Raw genomic sequence first — 26,080 nt, 5'->3', positions numbered from 1 at the left:
ATAGGCAGGAAAAGAGGTCAAGCCATTACCGGCGCAAGCGGCTTTTGTCGAGGGTCCGCCGCCGGACGCTGCGCCTTATCGGGTAAGCCGCGACTGTTCGCGCGTGCTCGGCACGCCCTGCGGGGCAAGCACCGGCACAAAGACGCGGCGCGACGCGCGGGCTGCGACCGGCAGCCCCTGGTAGAGCCGCTTCTGCGCCTCGACGACGATGACGCCGGAAAAGACCGGCCAGAGCCAGCGGCCGAGCCGCTCGAAGCCCTTGCGCAGCCGCAGGATCGCCCGAAGCTTCGACGGCGGGAAGAACAAGGCATCCGCCGTGGCGCCGGGGGTGAAGTTGGTCTCGCGCAAAAGCGCCGTCAGTTGCCCGCGCGAATAGGGCCGGCCGGAGCCGAAGGGCGTATGCTCCATGCGCGCCCAGACGCCGCGTCGGTTGGGCACGACGATGACGAGCCGGCCGCCCGGCGCCAGCACCCGCCAGATCTCCTTCATCGTCTCGCGCGGGCTCTCGGCGAATTCCAGCGAATGCACCATCAGCACCCGATCGATCGAAGCGTCCGGCAACGGCAATTCCTCATCGAACACCAGCGCCGTCGTGGAGCGTTCGGCAACCGGCCAGTTCACCGCCCCCTGCCCCGCCGGCATGAAGGCGAAGGTGCGTTCCGTGTCCTTGCGGAACCGCTCGAGATAGGGAACGGCATAACCGAGGCCGACCAGCCGCTCGTCCGGCAGCCGCGCCCACACGGACGAAAGCGCCATGGTGACGGATTGCTCCGCCATCCGGCCAAGCTCGGAGTGATAGAATTCGCGAAGGTCGACGATATCGGTATGCATTCGCAACATGTTAGCTTCGAAGCGGTAGACTTCAAGGCAAGCCTCGCTACATTCGGCAACATCCCCTCTCTCCTGACCGGAGGACGTGCCATGGCCGCGCTCGAACTCGATCTTTTCCTCTGCCGCACCGACAATTTCGGCGTGCTGATCCACGACCCCGAAAGCGGCCTGACCGCCTCGATCGACGCGCCGGAAGAGGCGCCCATACGGGAAGCTCTGGAACGCCGCGGCTGGAACCTTACTCACATCCTGACCACCCACCACCATGGCGACCACGTCGCCGCCAACGACGCCCTCAAGGAACGCTTCGACGTCACGATCATCGGCCCCTTCGGCGAAGCCTCGAAAATCCCTGGTCTCGACAAGGCGGTGCGCGATGGCGAGCGCTTCGAATTTGCTGGCCGCACGGTGGAGGTGATCGAGACGCCGGGCCATACGGCCGGTCACATCTGCTTCCATTTCCCAGAGGACAAGCTGCTCTTTGCCGCCGACACGCTGTTTGCGCTCGGCTGCGGCCGCCTGTTCGAGGGCGCGCCGGCGACCATGTGGAAATCCCTCGGCCGGCTGATTGCGCTGCCCGACGACACGACCGTCTATTTCGGCCACGAATACACGCTGTCCAACGCCCGCTTCGCGGTCACGGTCGATCCCGACAATGCCGAACTTAAGGCCCGCGCTGCCGAGATCGAGGAAATCCGCTGCGACGGCGGCTTCACCGCACCGACGACGATCGGCCTGGAGAAGCGTACGAACCCGTTCCTGCGCGCTAGCGACCCCGGCATTCGCGCCCATCTCGGCCTCCGAGATGCCGACGATGCCGCGGTCTTTGCGGAAATCCGCAAGCGGAAGGATAACTTCTGATGGCTGAAGCACAGACGGCGGCAGAGGTCATTGCGGCGCTCGGCCTCACGCGCCATCCGGAGGGCGGCTGGTACATCGAGACCTTCCGCGACACGGACGGCGGCCCCCGCGGCCATTCGACGGCGATCTATTATCTGCTCGAGCGTGGCGAACGCTCCCACTGGCACCGCGTCCGCGACGCCGTCGAGATCTGGCACTACCACGCCGGCGCGCCGCTGGAGCTCAGCATCGCCGAGGACGGGAAGCCCGCCGAGACACTGCGGCTTGGGGCCGACATCCGGGCAGGTGATCGGCCGCAGGGCGTCGTCCCGGCCAACTGGTGGCAGTCTGCTGCCTCGCTGGGCGATTGGACGCTGGTCGGTTGCACGGTGGCGCCAGCCTTCGATTTTGCCGCCTTCGAGATGGCGGCCCCCGACTGGCAGCCGCCAACCCGATAGCGATCTTCGGGACTACTCCGCCGGCTGCGTGGCCGCAGCATCCTTGCGCAAGATCAGATCCTGGGCGGCGAGCACCGCCCCGCCTGTGACGAACAGGCAGGCAAGCGCTATGCGCCAGGATGGCTCGGCAAAGCCGAAGAGGATCAGGATCAGCGTCGACAGCACCGGTGCTGCATAGCTCGAAACGCCGAGAAGCTGGATGTCGCCGTTCTTCACCCCGTAATCCCACGCATAGAAGGCCGCGCCCACCGGCAACAGGCCGAGGCCGGCGACGGCCAGCCACTCGAAGGTCGTCGCCGGCCAGACCGTCGTTTCGAGCGCCAGATGGCAGACGAAGGACAGGATCGAGGTGGCAAGGCAGAAGCCGGTGACCACATCGGTCGAAACCGCTTCGAAGCGGCGTGTGATCAGCGAATAGCCCGACCAGGTAAAGGCGCAGAGGAAGGCCGCGCCATAGCCGATGAGATAGGCATCGTCGAAGGCAACGCCGTTGCGCGCGACGATCAGGATTGTACCGACGAGGCCCGCAAGCGCGCCGGCGATATGATACCAGCGCAGCCGCTCACCCGGCAGCAGTGCCGAACCGACAACGATCAAGAGCGGCCAGAGATAGGCGATCAGCCCGGCCTCCACCGCCGGCGCATTGCGCAGCGCCGTGAAGTAGAGGAAGTGATAGCCGAAGAGGCCGGCAATGCCCGTGATCCAGACCTTCGCCGGCTGCTTGAGCAGCGCCAGGCGCTCCGGTTTTACCACAAGCACCGCAAGGCCGGGCAGGCTGCCGATCAGGAAACAGATTGCCGAAAGCTGGAACGGCGGCATCTTGCCCGATGCCGCCGTGAACAGCGCGAGCAGCGACCACATCAGGATGGCCGAAAAACCAATCAGAGTTGCCTTGAGTTTCATAGTCGTCCCCGGGCGTGATTTCTCTCAACGGAAACCTGCGCCGTCAAAATCACGGTGCTTGGTGGTATTTAACCTTTTAGTTGCACGCGATCGCGCGTCAACCACCAAATCGCGTCGCCGAGACCGTGACCGGCCCGAGCTTGGTGGGGATGCGGACATAGACGGGGGCATAGACATTCATGGTCTCAGCTTTGGCGAACCAGATTTCCATCGTCTGCAGTCGCCGCAGATATTCGACGTCCTCGCGGCCCTTCTTGTAGCCGGCCTTCGGCACGAAGCGGATGCCGCAGACGATCACCTCGCCCTCGAAGCCCTTGGTCTTGAAGGGCTTTGTACCCTTCGGCGAGAGCTTGATGTCAAGCCGCGACTCGCCGTCGAAGATCGGCAGCGTGTTGGGGCAGACGCGCGCTTGCGCCGGAATGATCAGGCCCGAAAGCGGGTCGAGCACGTTGCGCATGTCGCGCGAGGTGACCGGCACCCAGTTCTTCGGCAAAGGCGTGCGCTTCGGCGTCATGCTCGCATGCACGACATTGCCGTTGCGATAGGTCACGCTGATCGCCCGGCTCTTCGAACCGCTGCGATAGGACATCGAATACTGCGAGGCGCGCAGGTAATCCTTGTCGACGACGCCTGAAACCTGCGTCTGGCCCGACGTGCGGCTGAGGATATCGAGCAGGCCGGCGGACTTCAGCGTTCCTGAAATCGTGTAGCGATTCTTTTGAACCTCGGTGTGGAAGGAGGCGCGCGCCACCGGCAGACCGGCGAGCGAGATGCTGTAATCCGTCAGATGCTCGACATCGGCGGCCGATGATGCTGTGGAAAACATGACCGCGGAAAGCAGCATTGCCCCGCGAAAACCATTTCGCAATTTCATGCCCTAAGAAATCCATCACTTGATATCGCCGCAATACCCTGAAATGCAGGGTGTTTACGGCTTTTCTGCGCCCATTGCGTTGCCGCCGGCCACGAGGTGGATTCTACTACGGAACCCAACCACCCAAGTGCCCTCGATCAAGAAATAGGGCAGAGCAATACCGCTTGGAATGGGTCTCGCCAGCCATTATTCTTGCCCAAACAGCGCATCACATCGGAAGAACAGCCGGGAAAAACCGCGGTTTTCCGAGAATGCAAGAGGTTTGGCTTGACGGGCGGGCCGTCTCTGACTATAGAACCGCGACTTTCCAATAATGGCCTAGGAACGCGGCCTGGGCTCTGGGCCCGCTACCGCATTGTCCGGCGGCGATAAAGAGAATAGGTGTACCATGTCCCGTAGTTGCGAATTGACCGGCAAGGGCGTCCAGTCGGGCAACAATGTAAGCCACGCCAACAACAAGACCAAGCGCCGGTTCCTTCCGAACCTGTGCAACGTCACGCTGATTTCCGATGCTCTCGGCCAGCGCTACCGCCTGCGCGTTTCCGCAGCTGCTCTCCGCTCGGTTGAACACCGCGGCGGCCTCGACGCCTTCCTGCTGAAGTCGGACGAGAACGAGCTGAGCATGCGCGCTCGCCTGCTGCGTCGCCAGATCGTCAAGAAGGTTGCTGAAGCCGCCTGATCGGCGCCAGCATCCTGTCTTCGACACGCGTTTAAAAGGCTTGCGGGTTCATCCGGCAAGCCTTTTTCTCGTGCGCACGTTTCAACCGATACGCGCTTTTGCCTTCGTCGGCCGGGTACACTACCCTGCTTCCATCCCTCTAGCTGGTGGCATACCCCAGGATAAAAAAATGCTGATCAACCGCTCGTTCTTTATCTATGTCGCGCTGATGACCCTCGTGGTCGTCGCCTCGAACATCCTCGTCCAGTTTCCGCTGCCAGGCTCGATTGCCGGCATGCAGCTCGGCGATCTGCTCACCTGGGGCGCCTTCAGCTATCCCTTCGCCTTTCTGGTAACCGACTTAACCAACCGCCAGTTCGGGCCGAAGATTGCCCGACGCGTCGTGGTCGCCGGCTTCATCGTCGCCATCCTGCTCTCCTTCGTCGCCGCCACGCCGCGCATCGCGATCGCGTCCGGCTCGGCCTTCCTGTTCGGTCAGCTGCTGGACATCTCGGTGTTCAACCGGCTTCGCCGCCAGAGCTGGTGGCACGCTCCGCTCGCCGGATCGCTGATCGGCTCGGCGCTCGACACGGCGATGTTTTTCTCCTTTGCGTTCGCACCGTTCTTCGTGTTCTTTGGACCGAACGACAGCTTTGCGCTGGAAACCGCACCGCTCCTCGGCGTGCTCTCGACCGAGGCGCCGCGCTGGATCTCCTGGGCGATCGGCGACCTGAGCGTCAAGATCCTCTGCGGCCTCGTCATGCTGCTCCCCTACGGCGCGCTGATGAGCATCGTGAAGCCCATGCCCGCTGCGGAAAAGCAGGCGGCCTGAAGGCTGCTTACGACATGCTTCGGCCCGCGTCCAAGCGTTGGCCGGGCATTGGACATGCGGGGAAGAGCGGCAACCGCCCTTCCCCGCACCTTACCTTCTAGCGCTGCCTCAGAACCATCTGCGCGTTTTCGAATGGCAGCCCCTCGTCGTCTTCCGACCGCCGGGACTGTTCCTCAAAGCCAAGGTTCTGGTAGAAGGCATAGGCTTGCGCGTTGGCGGTATAGACCTCCAACCGGAGCTGCCCCTTCAGTTGCAGAGCGTGCGAAATCAGCAAACGGCCGATGCCGGCGCCCTGGTGTCGCGGCGACACGAACAGCCCGCCGATGAAATCGTCGAGCAGGCTGACGAAGCCGGCCGGTGCGTCGCCACGCGTGGCGACCCACGTCTCTGCGTTCGGCAGATAGACGGTTTCGATCAGCAGGCGCTGTTCGCGCAACCGCGCCTCGCCAACAAAGGCGTGCGCCGTTATCGAGGCATCGAACCAGATAGCCGACAGTTTTTCCAAATCCGCAGCCCGGTAGGCGCGGATCATCACATCCATGTTTTTCATGGTTTTTCCGTTCAATAGATATGCGTCAAGAGGGACGCCTGTTCGGCGCCTTGAACAACCGCGAATGCGGGTAAATTTTCAGCCTCTGCGCATAAATCTCCTTCAACGGACGACAGGCCAATAGGCCCTTGCCGGGATGGCGTCAAGCACCGGGCCGGCGGGTACGGGCCTCTGCGCACCCACGCCGGCCAAGACCGCTCGATCCTTCACCGGTTCTCGATTAAGTCTCGTCAGGTATCGAGCGAAGACCGCGCTTTCGGGAATTGGCTTACTGCGTCAGCGCGGAATTGAGCCGGAATTCGAGCATCAGGTTGCGCTCGAGGATCGAATGGTTGTCGTCGGAGACGACGATGACGCGGACTTCGCCATCGGGCAGCACGACGACGTCGAGCCCTTCCATATTGTCGATCTGGTAGCGCATATCCGCCTGGAAGATGACCTCGCCATCGACCACTGCACCGGCCTTGATGGTGTCCCCGGGGATCCGGCGGATCTGCATGCCGAGGCCGGAGCCGAAGGAAAAGCGCCGCTCCAGGAGAAGCAGGTCACCGTTCGGCAGGAACGCACCATCGGTCGCCGCATAGGGGTCCTTGCGCACGACGCTGAACGCGCCACGCTTGGGCCCGTCGAGGATGCCGGCCAACAGGTTGTCCGCCTTGTCGACGCTGCGCTCGGCAATGGCGATCATCGCGCCTGCAAGCGGGCTGTCCTTGGGCGAAACGGCGATCGTCTCGATGCCGGCATTGCTGCGCAGTTCGTTGATCGGGAACGGCAGCGCCACGCTTCCGATCGGGGTTGAGCCGGCAAAGCCCGGATCCGGATAGATGTCGATGCGATGGGCCTGCTCGTAACTGACGATTGCCTGGCCTTCTCGAAGGGCAAGCCCTTCGGAATCCACCTTCCATTTCGCCAGGCCGACATCACCGTTGCGATCCGCCATCGGCGTGGCGGTCAGGTTGGTGATACCGGAAAGCCGCCCCTGCTCGTCGCGGGTTACCGCACCTTCCAGCCAGTGGCCGGTGTCCATGATGGCGATGAAAGACGTACCGTCAGGACGAAAGCGGATCGCCGAAACGGCACCGAACAGCGGGTTTGACGAGGTCATCTCCAGGCCGCCCAGAAACTCCAGGGAGCCAAACCGGGTGGCGCTGGAGCCGACCGCGAAATTGCTGATCTGGCGGCTGCGGATCGGCAGGTCTTCGCTAGCGGGAGCGGACCATGCCGGGCAGGCCGAAGCCAGGAGGAAAAGCGCTAGGAGTCCACGGCCAAGCATAAAGAGAAGTACCTTCAGGGGAGCATCGGGAATGAGGCGGCGTGTGACCACAGGAAGCGCCACCACGCATGGTAGCTTGGTAGACTGTAAAACTATGTCCGTAAATTGGCTTCGGTCGGCAGCAATGCGTGCAGCCCAACCAAATGGCGGCCAGGGGCGGTTGAGGACCGCCCCTGATCGCAAAGGATCACCCGGCGCGGCGAAGGCGCGAGGAACCGCGGCGCTGGCTTTCGTCCTCGAAGAGGGCGGCCAGCTGCTCAGTCATGGCACCCGCAAGTTCGTCGGCATCGACGATGGTGACGGCGCGACGATAGTAGCGCGTCACGTCGTGGCCGATGCCGATCGCCAGCAATTCCACCGGCGAGCGGGTTTCGATCTGCTCGATGACTGCGCGCAGGTGCCGTTCCAGATAGTTGCCGGGATTGACCGAAAGCGTCGAGTCGTCGACCGGCGCCCCGTCGGAAATCATCATCAGGATACGGCGCTGCTCGCGCCGCGCCATCAGCCGCTCATGCGCCCAGATCAGCGCCTCGCCGTCGATGTTCTCCTTGAGCAGGCCCTCGCGCATCATCAGGCCGAGATTGCGGCGTGCCCGGCGCCATGGCGCGTCGGCGGACTTGTAGACGATGTGGCGCAGGTCGTTGAGCCGGCCCGGCGCCTGCGGTTTGCCGCCGGCAAGCCACTTCTCGCGCGACTGCCCGCCCTTCCAGGCCTTGGTGGTAAAGCCGAGGATCTCGACCTTGACGCCGCAACGCTCCAGCGTGCGCGCCAGGATGTCGGCGCAGGTGGCGGCGACCGTGATCGGACGGCCGCGCATGGAGCCGGAATTGTCGATCAGCAGCGTCACCACCGTATCGCGGAAGTTGGTATCCTTCTCGCGCTTGAACGAGAGCGGCTGCATCGGATCGATGATGATGCGCTGAAGCCGCGCCGAGTCGAGATAACCCTCTTCGAGGTCGAACTCCCAGGAGCGGTTCTGCTGCGCCATCAGCCGGCGCTGCAGCCGGTTGGCGAGACGGCCGACCGCGCCCTGGAGATGGGCAAGCTGCTTGTCGAGGAAGGCGCGCAGCCGGTCGAGCTCGGCCTCGTCGCAAAGCTCTTCCGAGGCGATGGTCTCGTCGAATTCGCGGGTGAAGACGGCGTAGTCGACCTTCTCGTTGAAGTCGGCAAAGGGCTGGTTCGGACGTTTGACCTCGCCGGGGGTCTCGCTGTCCTCGTCGCCCTCGTCCTGGAGGTCGTCGTCGGAGATCTCCGCGCCGTCCATCTCGCCTTCTTCCATCTGCTCTTCGGCAGCCTGGTTTTCATCGGCGGGGGCAGCGTCGTCGCCGGCTTCCTCGTCGCTGGCGTTTTCGTCCTGCTCCTGGCTGCGCGGCTGGTCTTCGTCGGTCTCGCTCTCCTGCTCGTCCGGCTCGTTATCGTCGTCACCGTATTTTTCGGCGACTTCCATCGACGTCAGCATGTCGCGAACGACACGGGCGAAAGCCTGCTGGTCGTTGATCGTCGACGACAGGTTCTGGATATCGCCGGACGCCTTGCCCTCGATGAACTCGCGCCAGAGGTCGAGCACCTTGCCGGCCGATGCCGGCGGCTTCTCGCCGGTCAGCTTCTCGCGCACCAGAAGCGCCACCGCTTCGCCGAGCGGGGCGTCCGCCTGCCGCTCGATCGTTGCAAAATTCGCCTTGGCGTACTTCTCTTCGAGCATGACGTTGAGGTTCTTGGCGACACCCGCCATGCGCAGCGCGCCGATCGCCTCGACGCGCGCCTGCTCCACCGCATCGAAGATCGCGCGGGCGTCCGCCCCTTGCGGCGACATGGTCGCGTGAATGCGCGCATCGTGACAGGCCTTGCGCAGCGCCATGCTGTCGCCGAGGCCACGCGTGACGCTGAGCTCCTGCAGTGTCGGGCGCTTCGAAAGCTCCGGCAGACGGATGCGTTCGCCGGTCATGCCCGGCCGCTCGTTGGCGAAGGCGACTTCCACCTCGGCATCGCCCGCGATCGATCGGATGCAGCCGGAAAGCGCCCGCTTGAACGGTTCCGCAGCATTCTCGCGCGTGGTTGGCTTTGCCTTCGAATTCGAGCTCACGACAGTTCCTTCTTCAGCCAGAGGCGACGGCGCCCCAGTGGGGCGTCATCCGGTTTGCCACAGCGTCATGGCCCGCCCTCCCCAAGGGGATGGCGAGCCGTGGGATCAGGCGGTGGCTTCGAGCACGATATTGGCAGCGCTTTCCTTCAGCTCGATGCCGAAGGCGCGCTGGTAATGCTCGGCGACCAGCGCCCGCTCCAGCTCGTCGCACTTGTTGAGGAAGGTCACGCGGAAGGCGAAGGCGATGTCGCCGAAGATATGGGCGTTCTCGGCCCAGGTGATGACCGTACGCGGGCTCATGACCGTCGAAAGGTCGCCGTTGATGAAGGCGGCGCGCGTGAGGTCGGCGACGCGCACCATCTTGGAAACGGTTTCGCGGCCCTTGTCGGCCGTGAAGCCCTTGACCTTGGCGGCGACGATGTCGACTTCCTTGTCATGCGGCAGGTAGTTCAGCGTGGTGACAATCGACCAGCGGTCCATCTGCGCCTGGTTGATCTGCTGCGTGCCGTGATAGAGGCCGGTCGTGTCGCCTAGGCCGACCGTGTTGGCGGTTGCAAACAGGCGGAAGGCCGGGTGCGGGCGAATGACGCGGCTCTGGTCGAGCAGCGTCAGGCGGCCGGAGGATTCCAGCACGCGCTGGATGACGAACATGACGTCCGGGCGGCCGGCATCGTATTCGTCGAAGACGAGCGCGACATTGTGCTGGTAGGCCCAGGGCAGGATGCCATCCTTGAACTCGGTGACCTGCATGCCGTCCTTGACGACGATCGCGTCCTTGCCGACGAGGTCGATACGGCTGACGTGGCTATCGAGGTTGACGCGCACGCACGGCCAGTTGAGGCGGGCGGCGACCTGCTCGATATGGGTCGACTTGCCGGTGCCGTGGTAGCCCGACACCATCACGCGTCGGTTGTGGGCGAAGCCTGCGAGAATGGCGAGCGTCGTTTCGCGGTCGAAGAGGTAGTCCGGATCCAGGTCCGGAACATAGGCGTCGCCCTTCGAATAGGCAGGAACGCGCAAATCCGTATCAATGCCGAAAACCTCCCGGACAGAGATCGTGGTGTCGGGGAGGTTGGAAATGTCGAGGTCAATCTTGCTCATCATGTCTCCAGAGCGGCCACCGGACGGCACCCGCGCATTCGCCTGCAAAAGTGCTTCTGTAATAATCCGCGTTGTTAGCAGAAACCAGCCTGTTTTAACAATTGGTAGGCTTGAATAACGGCGCGAAAACGCTCTTCCGATCCTCTATCTCCGCCATTGGCATCGGGGTGATGCTTCTTGACGAGATCCTTGTAGGCCGCCTTGATGTCGGCAGCCGTCGCCGCGGCGCCAAGACCGAGCGTATCGAAGGCCTTGGCTTCGAGCGTCTTCAGTTTGCGCTGGCGTGGTTCCGGGCGGCCGGATCGCGCCCGCGCCTCGCTGACGAAGCCGAAGGGATCGCGCATGCGCGCCTGGGCGCCGGCGGAGCCGGAGCGCATCTGCGACTGGGTGGGGCCGTTCTTGGCGTTCTTGTTGACGCCGACGGTCCAGGTCGGCCGGTGGCCGGTGATCGCTTCCTTCTGGTAGCGCGCGACCTCGCTGTCGGAGAGACCGGAGAAGAAGTTGTAGCCCTTGTTGTATTCCTTCACGTGCTCGAAGCAGAACATGAAGTACTGCCCTTCGGCATTGCGACCGACCGGAGCGCGGTGCACGCCCTTCTGATCGCAACCGTCCCATTGGCAAACGGGTGCCGCCGGCTCCGCCTGCGGCTCCACCTTGCGCCGGGTTCGAATGCGATCGAAGTATTTTGAATCGAGTCTCATGGCGCTCATTATGGGGTTTGGCCGAGGCCACAACAAGAATTGACAAAGCGGAATGTTGCTGGCTTTGTGCGGGCATTTTGCGCCGCCGAGCCAGCGATTGCCAGGTTCTCAAGTATTGCGAGGGGGCGCCAAGCAAACAGCAAAATGGGACGGAAGAATGTCGCTCACGGACACGATCGAAAAGAAGCTGATCGAGGCTTTCCATCCGGAGAGACTGGCCGTCATCAACGAGAGCCATCTGCATGCCGGCCATCAGCCGGGCTTCGATGGCAGCGGCGAGTCCCATTTGCGGGTTCGCATCGTTTCAAGCGCTTTTACCGGCATGAGCCGGGTTGCCCGCCACCGCGCCATCAACGACCTCCTGAAGCCCGAACTCGACGCCGGTCTGCACGCGCTCGCCGTCGAGCCCGCAGCCCCGGGTGAGCCGACCCGCTGGTAGCGATCAGACCGGTGGGGCGCCCTCTTCCGCCGGGCGGATGCGCAGCTTGGTGATGCGGTTCTTCACCCGCTTCATCACGATGAAACGCTTGCCGTGGAAGGTGAAGGCCTGGCGCTCCTCCGGGATGCTCTTGGATTCGTGGATCACCAGACCCGCGACCGTCGTCGCCTCCTCGTCCGGCAGCGACCAGTCGAGCGCCCGGTTGAGGTCGCGGATCGGCACCGAACCGTCGACGACGATCGAACCATCGGCCTCCTGGCGCACGCCCTGGATGTCGAGGTCGTGCTCGTCGGCAATGTCGCCGACGATTTCTTCCAGGATATCCTCCAGCGTCACCAGGCCCTGAACCTGGCCATATTCGTCGACGACGATCGCCAGATGCAGCTTGCGGCGGAGAAATGCGTTCAGCTGATCCTTGAGGTTGGTCGTATCCGGCACGAACCAGGGCTTCTGCGCGATCTTGACGATGTCGAGGTTCTCCGGCTCGACATTGGGCTCCGCGAGCGCCCTGAGCAGGTCCTTCGAATGCACGACGCCGATGATGTTGTCGGTCGAGCCGCGCCAGAGCGGCAGCCGCGTGAACGGGCTTTCGAGAATGTCGCGGACGCAGGTTTCCGGCGGTTCGTCGGCGTTGATCGCCCGCATGCTCGTGCGGTGGATCATGATGTCTGAGATTTCGAGCTCGCCGAGATCGAGAACGCCACCCAGCCGGTCGCGGTCGGCCTTGATCACCGAGCCTTCCCGATGAAGCAGATCCACCGCGCCGCGCAGTTCCTCATGCGCCGACAGCATCGACATGTCGGCGGCAAGGTTGACGCCGAAGAGATGGAGCAGACGCCGGACGATGCCGTTGACAAGGCTCGAAACCGGGCCGACGACCGCAACGAAGGGCCGGACGAGCGGCGCGACGGCAATCGCGAAGCGGTCGGGCGAGGCAATTGCCCAGCTCTTCGGCAGCACTTCCGAGAAGACGACGAGCAGCACGGTCATGGCGAGCGTTGCGATGGCGACGCCGCTGTCGCCGAAGAGGCCGATCAGAAGGCTCGTCGTCAGCGACGAAGCGAGAATGTTGACGAGATTGTTGCCGATCAAGAGCGTGCCGATCAGCCGGTCGCGGCGTTCGATCAGCCGGTTGACGATGCCGGCCCGCTCTTCGCCGTTGTTTTCGAGCGTATGCATGCGCGAGCGCGAGGCGGCCGTCAGTGCCGTCTCCGAGCCCGAGAAGAAGGCCGACAGCAGCAGCAGGCAGAAGACCGAGAGGATCGACAGCCAGTACTCCGCCAGAAAGGCAATGAAGGCTTCGCCGGTCATTGCGGATGTTTTTCCCTCAGGAAGCTTAAGACCTCGGATGCCGGGACGTCGTCGGCGACGAAGGATTGTCCGATACCCTTCGTCAGGATGAAGGTGAGCTTGCCACCCTTGACCTTCTTGTCCTGGGCGATCGCGTCCATCAGCCGTTCTGCCGGCGGCAACGTGCCGGGGATTTCCGACATCCGCGTCGGCAGACCAACCGTCCTCAGGTGCGCCTCGACACGTGCGGCATCGTCCGGGCTCGCAAGGTTCATGCGCGCCGAGAACTGATGCGCCAGCACCATGCCGATCGACACACCCTCGCCATGCACCAATCGGGCGCTGTCATATTCGGTCGCCGCCTCCAGCGCGTGGCCGAAGGTGTGGCCGAGATTGAGCAGCGCGCGCAGGCCGTTCTCGCGCTCGTCCGCCGCCACGACATCGGCCTTGGCCTGGCAGCTGACCGCAATCGCCTCGATACGGGCGCTACCGCCTGCAAAGACCGCCTGCCAGTTTTTTTCGAGCCAGGCGAAGAAGTCAGGCTTGTCGATCAGGCCGTACTTCGCGACTTCGGCATAGCCGGCGCGGAACTCGCGTTCACTCAGGGTGTCGAGCACGTCCGTATCGGCAAGCACCAGGTCCGGCTGATGGAAGACGCCGATCAGGTTCTTGCCGTGCGGCGAATTGATGCCGGTCTTGCCGCCGACGGAGGAATCCACCTGCGCCAGCAGCGAGGTCGGGATCTGGATGAAGCGCGAACCGCGGCGCACGATGCCGGCAGCAAAGCCGGTGAGATCGCCGATGACGCCGCCACCGAGCGCAATCACCGCGTCATTGCGCTCGATCCGCGCGCCAAGCACGGTTTCGCAAACCGGGATCAGGTGCTCGAAGCTCTTGGTCTTCTCGCCGGCGGGAAGCACCAGCGACACGGCGTCGATGTCGCGCTCCTTCAAGCTCGCCATCAGCGGCTCGAGGTAGCGCGGTGCCACATTCTCGTCGGTGATGACGGCCATCTTCCGCCCCTTGAGGCGCGTCGCGATCTCCTCACCGGCCGCGGCGATCAGTCCGGGACCAATCAGGATGTCGTAGGAACGGTCACCGAGGTCGACACGGACCTTGCGTTCGGCGGCAGGCATCGCATGGCTATTCATGGGTCTTCTTGTCCTGGTACTCGATGACGGCGTTAAGAACGTCTTCCACCATCATCTCTTTCCTCACATCGCGCGACAACACCGTCAGGTCGGCTTCGGCGTAGATCGGATAGCGCGCGTTCATCAGGTTTTCGAGTGTCTGCCTGGGGTTTTCCGTCTTCAGCAGCGGCCGGGTGTCGCGCTTGTTGACCCGCTCCCACAGCACGTCGAGTTCGGCGTTGAGCCAGACCGACAGGCCGCCCTTCTTGATCTGGCGGCGCGAGCGCTCGTTGATATAGGCCCCGCCGCCGGTCGAGACCACGCGCGGGCCGCTGCGCAAGAGCCGTTTCAGCACCCGCGTCTCCAGGGCGCGAAACTCGTCTTCGCCGTAGCGGGCAAAGAGATCGCTGATCGTCATGCGCGACACACGCTCGATCTCGTGGTCGGAATCGACGAAGGGAATGCCGAGCGCCTGGGCCGTCAAGCGACCGATCGCCGACTTGCCTGCCCCCATCAGGCCGATGAACACGAGATTGCGTTTACCGAGTACAAGCTTCGCCCGCTCGGCAAGCGTTGCGGAAACCGGTTCGATCACGTCGTTCATTGGACTTCTTATTCCCCATTCCCTTTCGGTATCGACAAATCGGGGTGTAGCGTCAAGTCGTCGCGCGCGTCCGCTCACGGTTCTTGAACTCGGCGAAAGCGGCGTTCATATAGGTCTGGCACCCGCCAAGCGTCGCGCGCGCACTCGAGCGCCTGAAACGCACTGGCCGTTTGAACGCCTGCATGTATCCTTGCGCCTGCTTTGATCGACGCGGCACATGCAGAGGAGATTGAAATGCCGACCCTCTTCCGGTTCCTTTTCTTCTGCGCCGTAATCGCCGGGATAGTCTACGGCACAATGGTCTCCCTCGTCACCTTCGTCGAACCGACGGAGCGGGACGTGACCGTGAAGATCCCGTCCGAACGGGTGAACAAGACCCAATGAGCGATCTTTCCGCCGCCCATGTCGAGGCCTTCCTCGAAATGATGAGCGCCGAGCGGGGTGCAGCGCTCAACACGCTGCAATCCTATGAGCGTGACCTGGAGGATGCCTCCTCGCATCTGCGCACGCTCGGCACCGGGCTGACGGCTGCCACCCCGGACGACCTTCGCACTTATCTCGCCCACCTCTCCGGCCAGGGCTTCAAGCCCTCCTCGCAGGCACGACGCCTCTCGGCGCTCCGGCAATTCTACAAGTTCCTCTATGCGGAAGGCATGCGCGGCGACGACCCGACCGGCATTCTCGACGCACCGAAGAAAGGCCGCAGCCTGCCGAAGACGCTGAGCGTCGACGACGTCTCGCGCCTGATCGGACAGGCGGAGACCGAAGCCGCAGCCGGCGGACCGGACCGGCTTGCCAAGCTGCGCATGCATGCGCTGATCGAACTGCTCTACGCCACCGGCATGCGCGTCAGCGAACTTGTGTCGCTGCCGGCAAGCGTGCTTCAGCAGAACGGCCGCTTCCTCGTCATTCGCGGCAAGGGCAACAAGGACCGGCTCGTGCCGCTTTCCCAGGCCGCCATCCGGGCCATGCGGGCCTATGGCGAGGCGCTCGCCGCCGAGATTGCGCGCGAGGAAAGTGGCAACCGCGAGAGCCCGTGGCTCTTTCCCTCCTCGGGCAAGCAGGGGTTCCTGCCGCGCCAGGTTTTTGCGCGGGACCTGAAGTCGCTGGCCGCGCGTGCCGGCATTCGCGTCGCCGCCATCTCCCCGCACGTGCTCCGCCACGCCTTCGCCAGCCATCTCCTGGCAAACGGCGCCGACCTTCGCGCGGTGCAGGAATTGCTCGGGCATTCGGACATTTCAACGACACAAATCTATACGCATGTGCTGGAAGAACGGCTGCACAACCTCGTGCAAAACCATCACCCTCTTGCCAAACAGGCGAAAAAACAGGATTAGGACCGCCGGGCAGGCTGGTTTCGGCCCGCAGACCCTTGTGGCAAAATGATCGGAAACGCATCTCATGCACAACTATCTCGATTTCGAAAAACCCATCTCCGACCTCGAAGGCAAGATTCTCGAATTGAAGAAGCTCGCCGGCGAAGACGAGAGCGTGAATACTTCGGATGAGATCGAACGGCTGGAGACGCGTGTCCGCGACGCGATGGCGGAGATCTATTCCAAGCTGACGCCCTGGCAGAAGACCCAGGTCGCCCGGCACCCCCAGCGTCCGCACTTCCTGGATTATGCTGCCGAGCTCTTCACCGAGTTCACCCCTCTTGCCGGCGACCGCAACTTCGCCAACGACGATGCCATCCAGGCCGGCCTTGCGCGTTTCCGCGGCATGCCGGTCGCCGTCCTCGGCCAGGAGAAGGGCAACGACACCAAGTCGCGCATCAAGCACAATTTCGGCAGCCCTCGTCCGGAAGGCTATCGCAAGGCGATCCGCGTCATGGAAATGGCCGATCGCTTCGGCCTGCCGCTGATCACGCTGGTTGACACCGCAGGCGCCTACCCGGGCGTCAACGCCGAAGAGCGCGGTCAGGCGGAAGCCATCGCTCGCTCGACCGAGACGTGCCTCAATGTCCGCGTGCCGATCGTCACTGTCGTCATCGGCGAAGGCGGCTCCGGCGGTGCGATTGCGATCGCCACCGGCAACCGCGTCTACATGCTGGAGCATGCGATCTACAGCGTCATCTCGCCGGAAGGTGCAGCCTCGATCCTGTGGCGCGATTCCACCCGCGCCAAGGAAGCCGCCAGCAACATGAAGATCACGTCCGAGGATCTGAAGGCGCTCGGCGTCATCGACGGCATCATTCAGGAGCCGGTCGGCGGCGCGCACCGCGACCCGAACGCGGTCATCGGCCGCACCGGAACCGTGATCGCCGACGCGCTGAAGGAGCTTTCCGGACGCGATGGCGACCAATTGCGCACCGACCGCCGACAGAAATACCTCAATATCGGCCGCAACCTCTAAGCTGAAGGCGGATGCGGGCCGAGCCCCGTCGCTCCTTCGGTCGGCCGGCCCGCGATTGCGGCAGTGACTTTCGCAACCGCAAAGCGGACTATGGCCAAATCTTGGCCATATTCATGAGGTCAAGAACAGCGCATCGGCAGGGCCACCCTGCAGGGTTAAGAATTCGTGAAGTATAATCGCTTAGTGATTCTCTGAGAGCCCTCCCCCTCGCGGACGCGGCTCTGATAGTCGAGTTTGGGTTTGAACGGGCCTCTGCTGATGCGTTTCTGGCACCTTTTAGCTTCCGCCGCCATTGTCGCCGCACTTTCCGGCTGCACCAACGAGGCGCTCGACGCCACGACGTCGGTCGACATCAAGTCCGTCAAGAACAAGACCGAGTACCAGGTCTCTGCCCCGATGGTCAAAAAGATGTCCGAACTCGGGATGCAGAAGCAGGCCCCGATCGCGCTGCGTATCTTCAAGGAAGAGGGCACGCTCGAAGTCTGGAAGGCCAACACGGCCAACCGCTTCCAGCTCTTGAAAACCTATAAAATCTGCGCCTGGTCGGGCAAGCTCGGGCCCAAGGTGAAGGAAGGCGACCGTCAGGCGCCGGAAGGCTTCTACCCGCTTTTCCCGCGCCAGATGAACCCCAACTCCAACTACTATCTGGCCATCAACACCGGCTATCCCAACGTCTACGACAAGGCGAACGGCCGCCAGGGCACGCACCTGATGATCCACGGCGCCTGCTCGTCATCGGGCTGCTACTCGATGACCGACGAGCAGATGATCGAGATCTTCGCGCTCGCCCGCGATAGCTTCAAGGGCGGCCAGGAGAGCGTGCAGCTGCAGGCCTTCCCCTTCCGCATGACCGCGGAAAACATGGCGCGGCACCGCGACAATCCGAATATCGACTTCTGGAAGATGCTGAAGGTCGGCTACGACCAGTTCGAAGTCACCAAGCGCCCGCCGGAAATCAACGTCTGCGAGAAGAAGTACGTCTTCAACCAGCAGGCCTCCGGTCCGTTCAATCCGGGCGGCCAGTGCCCGGCCATGTCGACGCCGCCTGCCTTGCAGGTAGCGATGGCGACCTTCGAAAAGAGCTACCAGACCGACTACGACAAGGCCATGAAGAAGTATGACGGCATGGTCTGGTACGAGCCGAGCGAGGCCGAGCGCAAGGCGATCGTCGCCAAGCAGCGAGTCGGCCGCGAACTCGCCTATGCCCCGACCGGCAACTCGCTTGACGCCGGCAAGATGATGAAGGCGAGCGATCTCGAAAAGAAACTCGCCGATCAGAAGGAAGCGGAAGAGACCAAGCAGGCTGTCGAGATCCAGAAGAAGGAACTCGAAAAGGCGACCGACGGCGGCAAGCACGTGCCCGTTCCGGCCGCCAATCCCATTCCGCAGCCGGTGATGCAGGCGGCCGTCGAGCAGCCCAAGAAATCCTTCTGGAGCCTGTTCTCCAAGAGCGAGCCTGAGCTTCAGATGCCCGCGCCGGTCGTCATCACGCCGGAACAGCAGGCCGCCGTTGCGCCACAGGCTCAGGAGCCGGCAAAGGCCGAGAAGCAGGCACGAGCCGCAGCGACTGCCGCTGCACCACAGCAGACCGCCGCCGTTGCGACAGCGCCCGCACCGGATGCGGTTGCAGAAGCGCCTGTCCTGACCGAAGAGCCGCCGAAGAAGCGGCCCTTCTGGAAGATCTGGGGCAATTAATGCCGGACGAACAAAAGATCGTCTACGACCTGAGGGGGCTTAAGTGCCCCCTTCCCGTTTTGAAGACTCGCAAGCGCATGACCTCGCTGGCGCCGGGCGCTTTGCTGGAGATTGAGACCACCGACCCGCTGGCGGTGATCGACATTCCGCATTTCTGTAACGAGGACGGCCACAAGCTCGTAGAGGCTGCACCCGCCGACGGCGGCCACCGATTCCTCATCCGCAAGGGCGCCTAGACACCACGTCTGCCGCGCGGCAACGCTTCGATCCCTGAGGGTTTAGAACCGCATGCCCGGAACGGCGAGCGGATTGTCCGACAGCGCCTGGGCGTCCGGCCGGTCGATGCGCGGCTTGCCGGTGAAGGCGTCGAAGAGGTCGCGGACGAAATCTTCCGTCAGGCCCTTGGTGATCAGCACCATGCGCGTGCGCCGGTCGTTCGGATCCGGCCAGGCGGCGAGCCGCTCCGGCGTGTGGAAAACGTTCTGCACGCCGTGCAGCACCAGCGGCCTCTCCGGCCGGTCGGCAACCGCGACGATCGCCTTCATCCGCAAGAGCTTCTCGCCATGCGCCGAGCGCAGCAGATCGATGAACATGTCGAGCGCCATCGGCTCGATCGGCCGGTCATGCACGATGCTGAACGAGCGGATATCGCCACCATGTCGCGTCACATCGTGATGGTGGTGATTATCGTGCCCATGATCATGATGGTTATCGTGCTCGTGATGATCGTGACCGTGGTCATGGTCATGATGGTGGTCGTCGTGCGCTTCGTCCTGCAGCCAGCGGCCGACATCGGCGATCTTCGACGACGGGTCGTAGAGGCCACAATCAAAAAGCCCTGCGCGTCCCGCCTCGGCGCTGTCGCCATCGATCAGCGGTGCGCGCGGATTGAGCGCGCGGATCCGGGCCGTCAGCGCATCGCGCACGGATGCCTCGGCAAGCCCCGTCTTGCTGATGACGATGCGGTCGGCAACGGCGACCTGCTTCAAGGCTTCTTCATGATTGGCGATCGTCTGCAGGCCGTTGACGGCGTCGACGACCGTGACCACGCCATCCAGGCGGAAGTTCTGCGCAATGATCGGGTTGCCGATCACCGACTGCAGAACCGGCGCCGGGTCGGCAAGTCCGGTGGTTTCGATGACAACGCGCTTCAGCGGCTTGATCTTGCCCGTCTGCATCCGGTCCATGAGATCGGCGAGCGTGTCGACCAGTTCGCCGCGCACGGTGCAGCAGAGGCAGCCGTCCGAAAGCTCGATGACCCCGTCGCTGGAGGCTTCCACCAGCAGGTGGTCGATCGAGACATCACCGAACTCGTTGATGATGACGGCCGTATCCGACAGATCGGGATCCTTCAGCAGCCGGTTGAGCAACGTTGTCTTGCCCGCACCGAGGAAGCCGGTGAGGATGGAGACCGGCACCGCCGGCAAGGAACTGACCATCATGGACTCCGATCAAAAGGTCGGCCGCGGCACCGGAATCGGCACGTTGGCGACATCGCCCTGGCCGACCGGGTCGCCGGCAAGTTTCGGCGCCTTTTCGCCGCTGCCGGCGATCAGACCGGCGAAGGCAAGCTTCAGCGGCCGGTTGATTTGATGGATATAGGGCGAGAGCAGCTTCTGGCGGCCGGCCTCGTCGCGGCCTTCGCTGCGGACCTTCGCGGCTGCCTTCGAGCAGATCTGCTTGCTGACATCAGCCACCATGTCGCGCGTCTCGCCATAGGGCGGGATCTGCACCAGCGACGGCTTGCCGTTGCCGCTCGTCGTCAGCGCCATCTGCAGGAGGCGCGCGGACTCGTCGGCTCTGGCACCGAGGCTGTCCTCGCCGAGCACGACCGAGACGACGCTGCGCCCTTCCCGCGTGGCAGAGGAAACCTGATTGAAGCCGGAGGCGCAGATGAAGCCGGTCTTCATTCCATCAGCCCCTTCGAAACGGCCGATCAGCATGTTGTAGTTGGGATAATCCTTCTTGCCGGTCGTAAAGCCTTCCAGCGAGAAATAGGAGGAATACTGCGGGAACTCGCGCTTGAGCGTGATGGCGAGCACCGCAAGGTCGCGCGCCGTCGTGTACTGTCCCGGCCCGGGCAGGCCATTGGGGTTGACGAAGTTCGAGGACGTCATGCCGATGCGGCGCGCCTCGGCGTTCATCCGCTCGATGAAGGCGGGTTCCGAACCTGCGACCGTTTCGGCGATCGCGACCGCCACGTCGTTCGCGGATTTCACCAGCATCATCTTCAGCGCGCTGTCGAGCGTCATCGCCTGGCCGGGCTTATAGAACATCTTGCTCGGCGGTTCGGCGGCCGCGTTCTTGGTCATGATGACGGGGCTCTCGAGCGTGAGCTGCCCGGACTTGATGGCGCGGAAGGCTGTATAGGCCGTCATCAGCTTGGTCAGCGACGCCGGATACCATTTCTGGAAGATGTCCTGGTGCTCGTAGACCTTCAGCGAATTGACGTCGACGACCAGCCTCGGATTGGCCGCAGCCGGCAGCGCCGCGAGAAGCGTGGCGCATGTCGCCGCCGTCACTCCGAGCGCCTTTACCTTGCCACGCGTGAAAAATCCTGCTGTCACCACGATAGAACCTCGAAAATCCGCTGTTGCCTCGTCTCGTCCGGCTATTTAGCCTATATGGCGAGGAGATGGCAAAGCCCATTCACAGGGACTGCTGCCAATCCACACCGATACGCAGATACAATTAGTGATCGCACAGACCGACAGGACGAACCGATGCCGATACTCAACCGTGCCGCCGAGCTCCAGAACGAAGTCGCCGAGTGGCGGCGCCACCTGCACAGGAACCCGGAGCTCCTGTTCGCGGTCGAAAATACGGCATCCTTCGTCGAAAAGAAACTGAAGGAGTTCGGCGTTGACGAAGTCGTGACGGGCCTCGGCCGCACCGGCGTCGTCGGCCTGATCCGCGGCAATCTCGGCACGGGCCGCACCATCGGCCTTCGCGCCGACATGGACGCGCTGCCGATCACCGAGACGAGCGGCAAGCCCTGGGCGTCTGAGACATCCGGCAAGATGCATGCCTGCGGCCACGACGGCCACACGGCGATGCTGCTCGGAACCGCCAAGTATCTCGCCGAAACCCGCAACTTCGCCGGCCAAGTCGCGGTCATCTTCCAGCCGGCCGAAGAAGGCGGCGGCGGCGGCAACGAGATGGTCAAGGACGGCATGATGGAACGCTTTGCCATCGCCGAAGTCTACGGCATGCACAACATGCCGGGCATGCCCGTCGGCCACTTCGGCAGCCGCGTCGGCCCGATCATGGCTTCGACCGACGAGTTCACCATCACCATCAAGGGCCGCGGCGGCCATGCCGCCCAGCCGCACAAGACGATCGACCCGATCGTCGTCGGCACCCAGATCGTGACCGCCCTGCAGACGATCGCGTCCCGCACCGTCGATCCACTCGCCTCCGTCGTCGTCTCCGTCACCAAGTTCAACGCCGGCTTCGCCCACAACGTCATTCCGGAGGAAGCGGTGCTCGGAGGCACTGTGCGCACCCTCATGCCCGAGGTGCGAGAGATCGGCGAAAGCCGTATCCGCACGATCGCCGAAGGGGTTGCACAGATCTACGGCGCGACTGTCCAGGTCGCCTACAATCGCAACTATCCGGTGACCGTCAATCATGCCGACGAGACCGGCTACGCGCTCGAGGCCGCAGCCGAGATTGCCGGTGCCGGCAATGTCCAGCCGTCCCTCGACCCGATGATGGGTGGTGAGGATTTCTCGTATATGCTGCTCGCCCGTCCCGGCGCCTTCGTCTTCATGGGCAATGGCGACACCGCCGGGCTGCATCATCCCGCCTATGACTTCAACGATGAGGCGATCCCGCACGGCATTTCCTACTGGGTGAAGCTCGCGGAAACGCGACTTGCCGCCTGAGGCACGGGTGGGAGGCACGATGCATCAGATCGACAAGATTGACCGACGAATTCTCAACATCCTCCAGGCGGATGGGCGTATCACCAATCTGGAGCTTGCCGATCGCATCGGCCTGTCACCGACAGCGACCAGCGAAAGGCTCCGCCGGCTGTTGAAGGAAGGTTATGTCTCGGGCTTCGGCGCGAGATTGGACCCGCAGAAGCTCGGCTTCGGCCTGCTGGTCTTCATCGAGGTCATGCTCGACAAGACGACGCCGGACGTCTTCGACCAGTTCGCCGCCGCCGTCAAACAGGCGCCGGCCGTGCTCGAATGTCACATGGTGGCAGGCGGCTTCGACTATCTGGTGAAGACGAGATTCGAGGACATGGCGGCCTACCGCAACTTCCTCGGCCAGGTGCTCTGGACACTGCCGGGCGTCAAGGAAACCCGCACCTATGCAGTGATGGAAGAGATCAAGAACGACGGGCCGCTGCCGCTGGTTTGAATGGGGATGCGCGCCGCCGCTTTGTGCGGAAGGTTACCCCCCTCTGCCCTGCCGGGCATCTCCCCCACAAGGGGGGAGATCGACAAGCGGCACCATTCTGCCCGATAACGGGCGGCAGATCATCACAGCGCTTCTATCGGATCGTTACGGCGTTCAACAGACGCCATGAACCGCCACTTGGCTCAAATGTGAAGCGGGACATCGCTTCAAGTCGATCTCCCCCTTGTGGGGGAGATGCCCGGCAGGGCAGAGGGGGGTGTACCACGTGCCACCACCGGCTGAATGGCGCGGCGCTAGATGCGCCGCACCACAAATGCATCACTCAGCCAGCGACGCCATGTCGATGACAAAGCGATAGCGCACGTCGCTCTTGACGACACGCTCATAGGCCGCGTTGACGTCCTGGATGCGGATCGTCTCGATTTCCGAGACGATGTCGTGTTCGCCGCAGAAGTCGAGCATTTCCTGGGTTTCCTTGATCGAACCGATCATAGAGCCGGAAATGCTGCGGCGCGCCGGCACCAGCGAGAAGGCGTGCACCGGCACCGCGTTTTCCGGAATGCCGACCAGCACCAGATCGCCATCGACCTTCAGGAGGTTGAGGTAGGCGTTCCAGTCGATCTCGGCGGCAACCGTGCAGATAATCAGGTCGAACGTGCCGGCCAGCGCCTTGAAGGTCTCCGGATCATTGGTGGCGTAGTAATGGTCGGCGCCGAGCTTCAGCCCGTCTTCCTGCTTGGAAAGCGTCTGGCTGAGAACGGTCACGTCAGCGCCCATGGCATGCGCCAGCTTGACGCCCATATGGCCAAGACCGCCCATGCCGACGATTGCGACCTTCTTGCCGGGGCCGGCTTTCCAGTGGCGCAGCGGCGAGTAAAGCGTGATGCCGGCGCAAAGCAGCGGTGCGGCTGCGTCGAGCGGCAAATTGTCAGGGATCGACAGCACGTAGCCTTCCTTGACGACGATATGGTCGGAGTAGCCGCCCTGGGTCGCTGTCCTGCCGTCGGCCTCGACGCCGTTATAGGTCACGATCAGGCCCGGCATGTAGTGTTCCAGGTCGAGGTCGCGGGTGGCGCAGGTGGTGCAGGAATCGACGAAGCAGCCGACGCCGGCGCGGTCACCCACCTTGAACTTGGTCACCTTGGAGCCGACCGCCGTGACGATGCCGACGATCTCGTGGCCCGGAACCATCGGGAAAGCCGAATTGCCCCATTCGTTGCGGGCCTGGTGAATGTCCGAGTGGCAGACGCCGCAATACTTGATCTCGATCACCACGTCGTCGTCGCGCGGTTCGCGGCGCTCGAAGGTGAAGGGCGTCAGCGGCTTCGACGCATCGGTCGCCGCATATCCTCTTGCAATGGCCATCAGTCTGTCCTCATTTTGGGAAAGGGTGCAGGTCCGGAAGGAACCCGGCCTGACGCATCAGAACTATGGCGGGGCAGACACGGTGACCGTTAGAGCGATCCTGCAAAGTTTTTGCACGATCCTCCAAGATTGAGAAAACGCCCCTGGAGATCCCGTCCTCGCACCTTATCTGAGCATCACCTCAGACAATGCTAAGCCGCTGGAAAGACCGTAGATTATGACAGTCACGCGACAGACCGCCCGCCAAGAGATGATCGATATCATTGCCCGGTTCGCCGGACGGGATGGCGACCACATGACCGGCATCCCGGGTCTGAGCCTCCATCGCCACGGCGGCGAGGCCCCGGTCAATTGCTCTGCCTACCGGCCAAGCCTGGCGATCATCGTGCAAGGTGCAAAGCGCGTCGTGCTCGGCGAAGAGACGCTGATCTACGGCGCCTCCGACTACTTGCTGACGTCGATCGACCTGCCGGTTCTGTCCCAGGTCTGCCAGTCCTCGGCGGAAGAACCCTATCTCAGCATGGCCTTCACCCTCGATCCCGGCAAGATCCAGGCGCTGCTGGCGTCGCTCTCGCACCTGCCGGCTCCCGCCGCCTCCGCGCGCGGCATGAGCGTCAGCAAGATCACGCCGGATCTCGAAGACGCAGCCCTTCGCCTGCTGCGCCTGCTCGAACGGCCGGACGATGTTCCGGCGCTGCTGCCGCTGATCGAGCAGGAAATCCTCTACCGGCTTTTGACCGGTCCGCATGGCCACCGTCTCCGGCAGATGGCAACGACCGACAGCCAGCCGCATCAGGTGGGCCGCGCCGTTGCCTGGCTGAAGGAACACTACTCGCGGCCGCTCCGGATCGATGATCTCGCCAACCGTGTCTCGATGAGCGTCTCGTCGCTGCACCATCATTTCAAGGCGATTACCGCCATGAGCCCGCTGCAATACCAGAAGCAGCTTCGGCTGCAGGAGGCGCGGCGGCTGATGCTGGAGGAGAGCCTCGACGCCGGCGATGCCGGCCATCAGGTGGGCTACGAAAGCCAATCGCAGTTCAGCCGTGAATATGCCCGCCACTTCGGTGAACCGCCGATGCGCGACATCGGCCGCATGCGCCGTTCGCTGCTCGAACGCTTCGGCGTCGAGGCGGAAATGCTCAGCGAAGGCTGAGGCGGCAGGGAATCGGCAACCGCCGGCATCCCGCTCAGCTGCGCTCGATATCCCGCCTGAGCACGATCGAGGTCGTCAGGTCCTCGACATTGTCCATCGTCGCGACTTCGTTGCGCAGCTCGTTGAGCGCATTGATCGAGCCGACCTCGACCTCAACGACCAGATCGAGCTGGCCGCTCACAGACGACACCTTGCGGACGGTGGAAAAGCCGGCAAGCCTATCGAGCACGCCGATCGATGGTGTGCGCTTCAGTGTCACCAGCAGGAAGGCCTGGATCGTGCCCTCCTCCAGCTGCCCGATATCGGCGCGATAGCCGCGGATGACGCCGGCCTTTTCCAGCCGGGTGACGCGCTCGGTCGTTGCACTTCGCGACAGCCCGATGCGTCCGGCCAGCGACTTCATGGGGATCCGCGCCTCTTGCGACAGAATGCTGAGGATGGTGCGGTCGATCGCGTCGATGTCCTGCATGTCCCCGTCCTCCGTGCCCGCCGACAAGATGACGGTTATTATAAACATAGTGCCGGTGCAACCGGCATATTGCCGGATGCATCACGGCACAGCCCATGCAAA

The 26,080-nt window shown here is 63.3% G+C and carries 28 protein-coding genes; 13 read left to right on the top strand and 15 right to left on the bottom strand.

What is annotated here, in order from left to right; genetic code table 11:
• Positions 1 to 75: 75 nt before the first annotated feature.
• Positions 76 to 840: a class I SAM-dependent methyltransferase gene (locus XB14_RS01595; RefSeq protein WP_077959858.1), complete on the bottom strand. Its 765-nt coding sequence runs from the start codon at positions 838 to 840 to the stop codon at positions 76 to 78.
• 81 nt (positions 841 to 921) lie between these two features.
• Between XB14_RS01595 and gloB the strand changes: the two genes are divergently transcribed.
• Positions 922 to 1,692 (top strand): hydroxyacylglutathione hydrolase, encoded by a 771-nt coding sequence (gloB, locus tag XB14_RS01590; protein WP_077959857.1) that lies wholly within the window; start codon positions 922 to 924, stop codon positions 1,690 to 1,692.
• The gene (locus XB14_RS01585; RefSeq protein ID WP_077959856.1) at positions 1,692 to 2,129 is read left to right on the top strand and encodes a cupin domain-containing protein; all 438 of its coding nucleotides are present in this window, start codon (positions 1,692 to 1,694) and stop codon (positions 2,127 to 2,129) included. The genes gloB and XB14_RS01585 overlap by 1 nt, the downstream gene beginning before the upstream one ends.
• Before the next feature lie 12 nt (positions 2,130 to 2,141).
• On the opposite strand, the gene XB14_RS01580 is transcribed toward XB14_RS01585, so the two are convergent.
• Both XB14_RS01580 and XB14_RS01575 read right to left on the bottom strand, forming a co-directional pair.
• Positions 2,142 to 3,032, bottom strand: a complete 891-nt coding sequence (locus tag XB14_RS01580; RefSeq protein WP_077959855.1) for a DMT family transporter — start codon at positions 3,030 to 3,032, stop codon at positions 2,142 to 2,144.
• Positions 3,033 to 3,129: 97 nt separating this feature from the next.
• Positions 3,130 to 3,906 carry a DUF3108 domain-containing protein gene (locus XB14_RS01575; protein ID WP_077959854.1) on the bottom strand — a complete coding sequence of 259 codons (777 nt, stop codon included), beginning with the start codon at positions 3,904 to 3,906 and terminating at the stop codon, positions 3,130 to 3,132.
• 388 nt (positions 3,907 to 4,294) lie between these two features.
• On the opposite strand from XB14_RS01575, the gene rpmB reads away from it, so the two are divergent.
• Entirely contained in the window at positions 4,295 to 4,585 is a 291-nt protein-coding gene (gene rpmB, locus XB14_RS01570) for a 50S ribosomal protein L28 (RefSeq protein ID WP_034806568.1), read from the top strand.
• A gap of 169 nt (positions 4,586 to 4,754) precedes the next feature.
• The gene (locus XB14_RS01565; RefSeq protein ID WP_077959853.1) at positions 4,755 to 5,396 is read left to right on the top strand and encodes a queuosine precursor transporter; all 642 of its coding nucleotides are present in this window, start codon (positions 4,755 to 4,757) and stop codon (positions 5,394 to 5,396) included.
• A 97-nt stretch (positions 5,397 to 5,493) separates the two neighbouring features.
• Here the strand turns inward: XB14_RS01565 and XB14_RS01560 are convergent, their stop codons facing one another.
• From XB14_RS01560 to XB14_RS01540, 5 genes are all read right to left on the bottom strand, one after another.
• Positions 5,494 to 5,946 (bottom strand): GNAT family N-acetyltransferase, encoded by a 453-nt coding sequence (locus tag XB14_RS01560; RefSeq protein ID WP_077959852.1) that lies wholly within the window; start codon positions 5,944 to 5,946, stop codon positions 5,494 to 5,496.
• A gap of 268 nt (positions 5,947 to 6,214) precedes the next feature.
• A complete protein-coding gene (locus XB14_RS01555) occupies positions 6,215 to 7,219 on the bottom strand; it encodes an esterase-like activity of phytase family protein (RefSeq protein ID WP_077959851.1) in 1,005 nt (334 codons plus the stop codon).
• Between the two features lie 187 nt (positions 7,220 to 7,406).
• A complete protein-coding gene (gene cobT, locus XB14_RS01550; RefSeq protein WP_077959850.1) occupies positions 7,407 to 9,302 on the bottom strand; it encodes a cobaltochelatase subunit CobT in 1,896 nt (631 codons plus the stop codon).
• A 105-nt stretch (positions 9,303 to 9,407) separates the two neighbouring features.
• Positions 9,408 to 10,403 (bottom strand): cobaltochelatase subunit CobS, encoded by a 996-nt coding sequence (gene cobS, locus XB14_RS01545; RefSeq protein WP_043623109.1) that lies wholly within the window; start codon positions 10,401 to 10,403, stop codon positions 9,408 to 9,410.
• A 74-nt stretch (positions 10,404 to 10,477) separates the two neighbouring features.
• Positions 10,478 to 11,113 carry a J domain-containing protein gene (locus XB14_RS01540; RefSeq protein ID WP_077959849.1) on the bottom strand — a complete coding sequence of 212 codons (636 nt, stop codon included), beginning with the start codon at positions 11,111 to 11,113 and terminating at the stop codon, positions 10,478 to 10,480.
• A 148-nt stretch (positions 11,114 to 11,261) separates the two neighbouring features.
• Between XB14_RS01540 and XB14_RS01535 the strand changes: the two genes are divergently transcribed.
• On the top strand, positions 11,262 to 11,543 hold the full coding sequence (locus XB14_RS01535; protein WP_077959848.1) for a BolA family protein: 282 nt from the start codon (positions 11,262 to 11,264) through the stop codon (positions 11,541 to 11,543).
• Between the two features lie 3 nt (positions 11,544 to 11,546).
• On the opposite strand, the gene XB14_RS01530 is transcribed toward XB14_RS01535, so the two are convergent.
• The 3 genes from XB14_RS01530 to XB14_RS01520 are packed head-to-tail and all read right to left on the bottom strand — an operon-like array spanning position 11,547 to position 14,567.
• The gene (locus tag XB14_RS01530) at positions 11,547 to 12,854 is read right to left on the bottom strand and encodes an HlyC/CorC family transporter (protein ID WP_077959847.1); all 1,308 of its coding nucleotides are present in this window, start codon (positions 12,852 to 12,854) and stop codon (positions 11,547 to 11,549) included.
• Entirely contained in the window at positions 12,851 to 13,984 is a 1,134-nt protein-coding gene (gene aroB, locus XB14_RS01525; protein ID WP_077959846.1) for a 3-dehydroquinate synthase, read from the bottom strand. Before aroB ends, XB14_RS01530 begins: the two co-directional genes overlap by 4 nt.
• Positions 13,977 to 14,567, bottom strand: a complete 591-nt coding sequence (locus XB14_RS01520) for a shikimate kinase (RefSeq protein ID WP_077959845.1) — start codon at positions 14,565 to 14,567, stop codon at positions 13,977 to 13,979. The genes aroB and XB14_RS01520 overlap by 8 nt, the downstream gene beginning before the upstream one ends.
• Before the next feature lie 234 nt (positions 14,568 to 14,801).
• Between XB14_RS01520 and XB14_RS32420 the strand changes: the two genes are divergently transcribed.
• From XB14_RS32420 to XB14_RS01500, 5 genes are all read left to right on the top strand, one after another.
• Positions 14,802 to 14,951: a hypothetical protein gene (locus tag XB14_RS32420; RefSeq protein ID WP_104664452.1), complete on the top strand. Its 150-nt coding sequence runs from the start codon at positions 14,802 to 14,804 to the stop codon at positions 14,949 to 14,951.
• Complete coding sequence (xerD, locus tag XB14_RS01515; protein WP_077959844.1) at positions 14,948 to 15,904, top strand: site-specific tyrosine recombinase XerD; 957 nt, start codon at positions 14,948 to 14,950, stop codon at positions 15,902 to 15,904. The genes XB14_RS32420 and xerD overlap by 4 nt, the downstream gene beginning before the upstream one ends.
• 64 nt (positions 15,905 to 15,968) lie before the next feature.
• A complete protein-coding gene (locus tag XB14_RS01510) occupies positions 15,969 to 16,922 on the top strand; it encodes an acetyl-CoA carboxylase carboxyltransferase subunit alpha (protein ID WP_077959843.1) in 954 nt (317 codons plus the stop codon).
• Between the two features lie 258 nt (positions 16,923 to 17,180).
• Positions 17,181 to 18,617, top strand: a complete 1,437-nt coding sequence (locus tag XB14_RS01505; protein ID WP_077959842.1) for a L,D-transpeptidase family protein — start codon at positions 17,181 to 17,183, stop codon at positions 18,615 to 18,617.
• On the top strand, positions 18,617 to 18,853 hold the full coding sequence (locus XB14_RS01500; protein WP_034806524.1) for a sulfurtransferase TusA family protein: 237 nt from the start codon (positions 18,617 to 18,619) through the stop codon (positions 18,851 to 18,853). Before XB14_RS01505 ends, XB14_RS01500 begins: the two co-directional genes overlap by 1 nt.
• A 42-nt stretch (positions 18,854 to 18,895) precedes the next feature.
• Here XB14_RS01500 and XB14_RS01495 read toward each other — a convergent pair whose 3' ends face one another.
• Both XB14_RS01495 and XB14_RS01490 read right to left on the bottom strand, forming a co-directional pair.
• On the bottom strand, positions 18,896 to 20,056 hold the full coding sequence (locus tag XB14_RS01495; protein WP_077959841.1) for a CobW family GTP-binding protein: 1,161 nt from the start codon (positions 20,054 to 20,056) through the stop codon (positions 18,896 to 18,898).
• A 12-nt stretch (positions 20,057 to 20,068) separates the two neighbouring features.
• The gene (locus XB14_RS01490) at positions 20,069 to 21,139 is read right to left on the bottom strand and encodes a D-alanyl-D-alanine carboxypeptidase family protein (RefSeq protein ID WP_077959901.1); all 1,071 of its coding nucleotides are present in this window, start codon (positions 21,137 to 21,139) and stop codon (positions 20,069 to 20,071) included.
• Positions 21,140 to 21,340: 201 nt separating this feature from the next.
• Here XB14_RS01490 and XB14_RS01485 point away from each other — a divergent pair, with 201 nt between their 5' ends.
• Together XB14_RS01485 and XB14_RS01480 are read left to right on the top strand one after the other, a co-directional pair.
• Positions 21,341 to 22,504, top strand: coding sequence for a M20 aminoacylase family protein (locus XB14_RS01485; RefSeq protein ID WP_077959840.1), 1,164 nt, complete (start codon positions 21,341 to 21,343; stop codon positions 22,502 to 22,504).
• Positions 22,505 to 22,523: 19 nt separating this feature from the next.
• The gene (locus tag XB14_RS01480) at positions 22,524 to 22,988 is read left to right on the top strand and encodes an Lrp/AsnC ligand binding domain-containing protein (protein ID WP_034806518.1); all 465 of its coding nucleotides are present in this window, start codon (positions 22,524 to 22,526) and stop codon (positions 22,986 to 22,988) included.
• Between the two features lie 318 nt (positions 22,989 to 23,306).
• On the opposite strand, the gene XB14_RS01475 is transcribed toward XB14_RS01480, so the two are convergent.
• A complete protein-coding gene (locus XB14_RS01475) occupies positions 23,307 to 24,353 on the bottom strand; it encodes an NAD(P)-dependent alcohol dehydrogenase (RefSeq protein WP_077959839.1) in 1,047 nt (348 codons plus the stop codon).
• Between the two features lie 217 nt (positions 24,354 to 24,570).
• Between XB14_RS01475 and XB14_RS01470 the strand changes: the two genes are divergently transcribed.
• Entirely contained in the window at positions 24,571 to 25,509 is a 939-nt protein-coding gene (locus XB14_RS01470; protein ID WP_077959838.1) for an AraC family transcriptional regulator, read from the top strand.
• A gap of 34 nt (positions 25,510 to 25,543) precedes the next feature.
• Here XB14_RS01470 and XB14_RS01465 read toward each other — a convergent pair whose 3' ends face one another.
• Entirely contained in the window at positions 25,544 to 26,026 is a 483-nt protein-coding gene (locus XB14_RS01465; RefSeq protein ID WP_077959837.1) for an Lrp/AsnC family transcriptional regulator, read from the bottom strand.
• Positions 26,027 to 26,080: the final 54 nt, after the last annotated feature.

This window comes from Ensifer adhaerens (genome assembly GCF_002007205.1).
Taxonomy (GTDB): domain Bacteria; phylum Pseudomonadota; class Alphaproteobacteria; order Rhizobiales; family Rhizobiaceae; genus Ensifer; species Ensifer adhaerens_D.
Note: the sequence above shows the minus strand (reverse complement) of the source record. Positions and strands in the feature narration are given on the sequence as shown.